This is a genomic window from Treponema sp. UBA7570 (assembly GCA_002477955.1).
Taxonomy (GTDB): Bacteria; Spirochaetota; Spirochaetia; order Treponematales; family Treponemataceae; genus Treponema_D.
Genome location: DLLE01000031.1, coordinates 2,527 through 9,199, shown reverse-complemented (window position 1 = coordinate 9,199; position 6,673 = coordinate 2,527). Strand labels below are relative to the sequence as shown.

Here is a 6,673-nt window from a genome sequence, read left to right as displayed (position 1 = left end):
AAAAAGCTCCACTATCACGAATAAATATGCAATTATCATACAAAGTTCTGCATATTTATTCAATATAAATATTTTCTTTATCGCTCGTTCCTTAAAATTTCACGTTTCTAAAAACCATTTTGTGTTTACATAATAAAAACACACTTATGTATTTAAAGCACCTTCTTTTCAGACCACAATTTTAATTTTATAATCATTTTATGAATGAAAACGATTTAATTGAGTTAAAAATCCAGGTAGAAAATGTTGCGCAGATTTTTTCAAAAAACAAGCCGATTTTAATGGATGGAACTTTTGACAGCCAAAAAGTCAAAGATACAATACTCGAAATGGCAACAGCCCTGCTTCCAAAAGAAAAAATAGACTGTCTTACAGAATGGATGGAAAAACACGAATTTTTCACAAGTCCTGCAAGCGCAAAATACCACGCAAACGTTGCCGGAGGACTTGCGGCTCATTCTCTTACGGTGATTTACCAAAGCCTTGTTTTTGCGCCAATGATTTTTTCAAATTTTATCCAGACAAAGCGTGCAGAATTTTATAATTTTTCAGCTGCAGACATTTTTATTGCCGCGCTGTCTCACGATTTTTGCAAAGCTGGATTTTATTCAGTCGAACACAAAAAAACAAAAAACTATCAGGGGAACTGGGTTTACGAGCCTTATTTTAAAGTAAAAAGCGAAAACCGAAATCTTGGTCACGGAAACGAATCCGCTCTCATGCTTCTTGAGTGTCTTCCAGAATACATTCATAAACGTCCGGTTCTCGAAGCAATAAGCCGCCACATGGGATTTTCCGATTTAAGTCCGAACGAAAGTTTTAACTATTCAAATTTTCTGCAAAACCCTCTTGTCATTTTGCTCCAGCTGGCAGATCAAACTGCAGCTCAATGGTGGGATTGCTAAAATTCCTAAAAAACTAAGGCAAAATCTTAATTACATCATCGAGGACATAACAAAAAGCCGGAGATGAAGATTTTTCATTTTCGACAAAAGGTGTCCTTAAGTCAATTTTATTGGAACTGTCAAACGGAGCAGTTCCTGTAAAATTTCCAGAAAAAACTACAATATCATTTTTTTCGATTTTGTTGCTAACAGATTTTACGGTCGAATCAATACTTTCCGGCAAAACTGCATAGTTTATGTCCAAAATGCGAACCCAGCCTTTTTCGATTCCTGCCATTGCGTCTTGACCGTAAACCTTGCCGTCAATGCAATCTTCAATTTTCTTATCATGCAAAAGAGCATTTATTGACTGCTCAAAATAGTATGAATAATCAACAGAACAGCTGACCAAGGAACGCGTCGGAGCAATATCTGTCATACTTTGGCTGTATCCGACATGATAGACAGGAACCGGTCTTTTTGAATTTTCACAGACAACGGCAGGTCCTTTTGTGTCAGAATGTTGAGATATTACAACGCAACCTTCATCAATCAATTCTGCGGCAACCTGCTTTTCCAAAGAATAATTTGACCAAGTGTCCGTATATTTTACGAGCATTGTCGCTTCTGGAACAACCGAGTGAACGCCAAGATAAAAAGCCGTATAGCCGGAAATAACTTCTGCAAACGGAAAAGCCGCAACGTAACCGACTTTTGCCTCTTTTGCGCTTATAACTTTCGATTCAATCATTTCCTTAAGTTTTTCTCCGGCAATCACACCGCAAATATAGCGCCCCTGATAAATTGTTCCATAACAGTTATGATAATTTGAAAGAACAGGCTCATCATTTGCATTGTCGCCAGTCGGCACACAAAAATCAATTTCAGGATGAAGCGCCGCCATCTCTTTTACAACTGGACCGTAACCGTAACTGGCGGCAATTATGTAATCACACTTTTCGTTTACAAGTTCTTCCAAAGGACCTTCAATCTGGTCTTCCGTAACATTGTACTTAGTAACACAGTCAATTTTGTCGCCAAAAACCGAAACAACGTGATTTTGTGCCTTTATAAAATTTTCTGTATAAGGAGTTATTTCATCTCCTACAAAAATGAATCCAACTTTAAGGCATCTGTCTTCGGAACGTGTCAAAATATGAAGTCCAAAAGAAAGCAGGCACATTGCAACAGAAGTAATTGTGCACAAAATATATTTTTTTTTCATTTTTACATTCATAGTTTTCCTCATTTACTGTTTTCTGCCGGAATTTTTTTTGATTTTTTGTAAAGGCTTTCAGCATCTATTGTTCCGTCAGCAATCAGAGAAAGCATGATGTCCACAAGTTTTGGATCAAACTGAGTTCCGCTGTTCCTCTTAAGCTCGTTTATTACAAAATCAAGATCCAGCTGTTTGCGGTAAATACGGTTTGCCGTCATTGCGTCAAATGCGTCTGCAATACCGATAATTCTTGCGTCAAGAGGAATTTCTTCACCTTTTAGGCCGTGGCAATAGCCGCTTCCATCGTATTTTTCGTGATGATAAAGAGCGCCAACGCTTACATTGTCAACAACCGTAAAGTATTTTAAGATTTCTCCGCCGCGAATAACATGAGATTTCATGATTTTGTATTCTTCGTCCGTAAGTTTTTCGGGCTTATTCAAAATAGCATCCGGAATTCCGATTTTTCCAATATCGTGCAAAAGCGCCATCTGCCGCAGAGTTTCGCATTTTTCCTTTGAATATCCAAGTTTTTTTGCAATAAAAACTGAATACTCCGACACCCTGTAAGAATGTTCGCTCGTATTTGAATCCTTGGCATCTACAGTCTGGGCAATAGAAAGAATAGTTTCGTTCACCATCTTAATCTGTTTTTTTGCATATTCGAGCTCGTATTTTTGTTTGAGCAAAGTTTTCTGAGAACGAACTCTAGTAACGAACCATGTAAGCCAGACAAGAACAAGCGAGCCAGTCAAAATTACATAGAGTTTGAACCAGTTTTTCTGATACATTTCTGTTTCTTTTTCAATCGTGTAATTTGCGCTTTCAATTACATTTCCGTTCAATCCGTCGAGAATTGAAATTTTAAACATGTAAGTTTTTGGCTTTAAGTTTGAATAAGAAATTTTTCCAAGTTCGCTGAGCAAACACTCTGCCGGTTTTAAATCATTTCCAACAAGAAAATATCTTACATAAGGATCGTTCAGAGAATAATTCAATATTTCCGGCTCAAGCACAAGTTTTTGAGTTTGAGGCGAAAGTTTAAAAACGTCAGAACGGCTAATTTTCTGCTTTATTCCGTCAACTTCCGCAAAATCCAAAATCATGCGGTAAGATTTTGAAGCCATGTCGTATTTTGACATATTAACCTTTACGGCTCCGCTGTCGCAGCAAAGATAAAGATTGTCGTTTTCGAGACAAGGCCATGAATTTGCAATCAGCAGCGAATGAAAACCATGCTTTGCATTTATAACAGGATATTCAGTCTTCAAATTTTCAATCAAATCTTTTGACTGAGCAACATAAATTCCTGCGCTTCCCAAAATCCAGCATGTTCCGTCAGAGTCGCAAATCATGTCGTAATTGTTTGAATACGGAAAATTATCAAGTTTTTTAACTTCTCCTTTTTCGGACGTATAGCAAATTCCGTTGCTTGTAACAATAAAAACACCGTCAGAAAAAGAATCGTAAACCATTCGCAAAATTACGTTTGAAGAAAGTCCGTCTTTTTTTCCAATATTTTTTACAATCTGGCCATTTTCTATTTTTGAAATTCCGCCTCCGTCCGAACCTACGTAGCAGCCATTTTTGTATTCAAGAAGGCAAAGAGATTTTTCGTTGGCAAAACCGTCCTGCGCAGTAAAAACTTTTTCAACAGCATCTTCTCTCAAAAAGGCAACTCCATAATCTCCGGCAACGGCAATTCTTCCGTCCTTAAGCTCGCAGATATTTCTAAAACGGTTTCCAGGAAGTCCAGTTTTCTGTGAAAAATTCTTTATTTCGTATTCGCCAGAAGAATCCAAACTTACTTTATAAATGCCGCTTCCTGTCGTTGCAATCCACAGGTTATTCATAGAATCCACCTTCAAACAGCGAATTCTTATTTTATTAAGCAATGAACTTATTTTATTTTCAACTTTTTTTTCGTTTTCCTCGTCAAGAATTATAAGCCCCTCGTCAGTTCCACAAAAAAGAAGTCCTTGCCATTTTTCTGTAGAATTTACAACAGAGGTTTCTTCGATTTCAGAAAAAAGCTCAACAAAAGTAGATTTGCACATTTCGAGAAGCCCAAGCCTTGAAGAACTGAACCAGAGATTTCCCTGATAATCGATAAGCATTGCGTCTATCGAATTCGTAAAATTGTTCGTGTAAAGTTTTTTGGCCTTAAAACTTTCATCGAAAAAGGCAATTCCCGTGTCAGAACAAACAAAAACACCTTTATTTTCTGCAAAATAGAATGAATTTATGCCTTCTATTCCTGGAATTTTAAATTTGCGGACTAAGTTTGGACCAGAAGGCGTCAAGCTGTAAATAAAAATCGAATCGTCCGGGCTTGCAAGAAAAAGCCTTCCGTCTTCCGAAAAATCTACACTCTGAAAAGAGATATTTTTCCCATCTTTTAAAAATGAACAGCAAATTTCTCCGTTTTTAAAGCAAAAAAGTTCTCCGCGTTCGGTAACAGCAACGACATTTCCAAATTTGTCAGCAGACATTTTTGTTACATTTTTTATCTGTTCATAGTTTTTTGTAATTTTTACTCCGCCGCTCAAAGACACGAGAGAAATTCCTTCTGTTGTTCCGATGTAATAATTTCCGTCGGTATCGCTGACAATGTCCTTTACAGAATTTGAAAGAAGTCCGCTTTCTTCGTCAATTACATTCATTACGCGTTCATTTATAAAAATCGTAATTCCGCTGTCATTTGTTCCAGTCCAAAGCCTCCCTTCTTCGTCAACAAAAAGGCAATTTACACTTTTTACAGAATGAATATCGCTCATAAGCTTAAATTTTGAACCGTCATACTTAAACAGACCGGCATAAGTTCCAATCCAAAGTTTTCCGTCATTTGTCTGCGCTATGTCATTTGCTTCGCCAGACAAAAGTCCTTCAGGATTTGAAAAAACTGTCTGAACATAAGAGTCCCATTCATCGGCAAAATTTTGAGTAAAAGCTGTTTTAGGCAATAAAACAAAGAAAAGCGCAAAAATAAAAGTCAAAAACGGAGCTATTTTTTTTGGAATGATTTTTTCTTCTGAATTTTCGTCACGTTTTTTTCTGTAAAACCTTGCAAACTTTATTAAAAGATAAATTATTTCGACACAAAACAGTTTGTCTAAAAATTCAATATAAAACTGGCCAATTACAAAGGAAACATATTTTGGAAAACCTGCGTCCATAAAAAAACGCATTACTTGAGATGCCCAAATATTGCCAATATCACCGCCATACATTGTTATGCTGACGATTACAGAAATTACTGTTGAAATTACAGCAAGCCCCATTCCAATCGTCATAGTTAAGAACTGGCTTTCAAAAACTTTCTTTTTTGCAAAATATCCCGCCAAAAAACCGATAAACGCGCCAGTAACGCAGTAAACCGACTGATGGTCAACAAAAATGCCGTAAATTATATTGTTTGCAAAACCGACTATTGCGCCACAGATCGGACCTGCAAAATACGCAATAAAAAAAGTTCCGACAGAGTCGCACCAAAGCGGAAGCATAAGATTTTCGGCAAAAACTCTTCCAAGAAGGTCAATCAAAAGCGCAAGCACCGTAAATGGAACAATTAGATATTCTTTTTTGGCTTTTAACAACATCACTTTCTCCTGTCTTTAATATTATAACGTTTTATTTATGAATTACAATTTCTATGGCAATTTTTTTGTAAGTTTTTAGTCAAGCAATTATAGAAAACAATGCGTGAACTGATTTTTTTTGGACAAAACTTAGCCCGGATCGCCACGGAAAGACCGGACGAGCGAAGCGAGGAGGACTTGCAGTAAGAGCCGGTCAGCGCGAAGATGCGCTGCGAAAAATTAAAAATTCGTATTTTCTCATAGAAAAAAAAATGCTAAACTTTCATAAAAAATTTAAAGCAGGCGGATTTGGCGTTCTGCTGGAGGAAAAAATGTACATTACATGTCTGGACATGGAAGGCGTAATTGCTCCAGAAATCTGGATTGAGTTTTCAAAAGTTTCTGGAATTCCTGAACTTTCACGAACAACTCGCGATGAACCTGATTACGACAAACTGATGAACTGGAGAATCGCAATTTTAAAGGAACACAAACTTACATTAAAGGACATTCAGAATACGATTGCAAAAATTGATCCGCTTCCCGGCGCAAAAGAATTTTTGGATGAGCTGCGTTCAATCTGCCAGACTGTTGTTTTGAGCGATACTTTTGAAGAATTCGCAGGCCCGATTCTAAAAAAACTCGGAATGCCGACTATTTTCTGCAACAGCCTCGAAACAGACAAAGATGGTTTTATCGTAAAGCACAAGATGCGCTGCGAAAAATCAAAGCTAACGACGGTAAAAGCGCTGCAGTCAATTGGTTTTGAAACAATCGCTTTTGGCGACAGCTACAACGATCTCGGAATGATTGAAGCAAGCAAGGCAGGTTTTTTGTTCCGCACGACAGACAAAATCAAAAATGATTATCCGAATATTCCGGCTTTTACAGAATATTCAGAACTTTTGGCCGCAATAAAAGACGCGCTCAAAAAATAAAAAAAAACGCCAGATTTAAAAACCTGGCGTTTTGGCGGCAAAATTGCAAAAAAA

The 6,673-nt window shown here is 37.2% G+C and carries 4 protein-coding genes; 2 read left to right on the top strand and 2 right to left on the bottom strand.

Annotation, left to right across the window (positions count from 1 at the left end; all coding sequences use genetic code 11):
• The first annotated feature begins 200 nt into the window (after nt 1-200).
• A complete protein-coding gene (locus tag B4N75_RS03720; protein WP_296020523.1) occupies nt 201-905 on the top strand; it encodes a hypothetical protein in 705 nt (234 codons plus the stop codon).
• A 13-nt stretch (nt 906-918) separates the two neighbouring features.
• Here the strand turns inward: B4N75_RS03720 and B4N75_RS03715 are convergent, their stop codons facing one another.
• Both B4N75_RS03715 and B4N75_RS03710 read right to left on the bottom strand, forming a co-directional pair.
• Nucleotides 919-2,121, bottom strand: a complete 1,203-nt coding sequence (locus B4N75_RS03715) for a BMP family ABC transporter substrate-binding protein (RefSeq protein ID WP_296667104.1) — start codon at nt 2,119-2,121, stop codon at nt 919-921.
• Nucleotides 2,122-2,129: 8 nt separating this feature from the next.
• Complete coding sequence (locus B4N75_RS03710) at nt 2,130-5,702, bottom strand: HD domain-containing phosphohydrolase (protein ID WP_296706606.1); 3,573 nt, start codon at nt 5,700-5,702, stop codon at nt 2,130-2,132.
• A gap of 311 nt (nt 5,703-6,013) precedes the next feature.
• Between B4N75_RS03710 and thrH the strand changes: the two genes are divergently transcribed.
• Nucleotides 6,014-6,619: a bifunctional phosphoserine phosphatase/homoserine phosphotransferase ThrH gene (thrH, locus tag B4N75_RS03705; protein ID WP_273464311.1), complete on the top strand. Its 606-nt coding sequence runs from the start codon at nt 6,014-6,016 to the stop codon at nt 6,617-6,619.
• Nucleotides 6,620-6,673 lie beyond the last annotated feature (54 nt).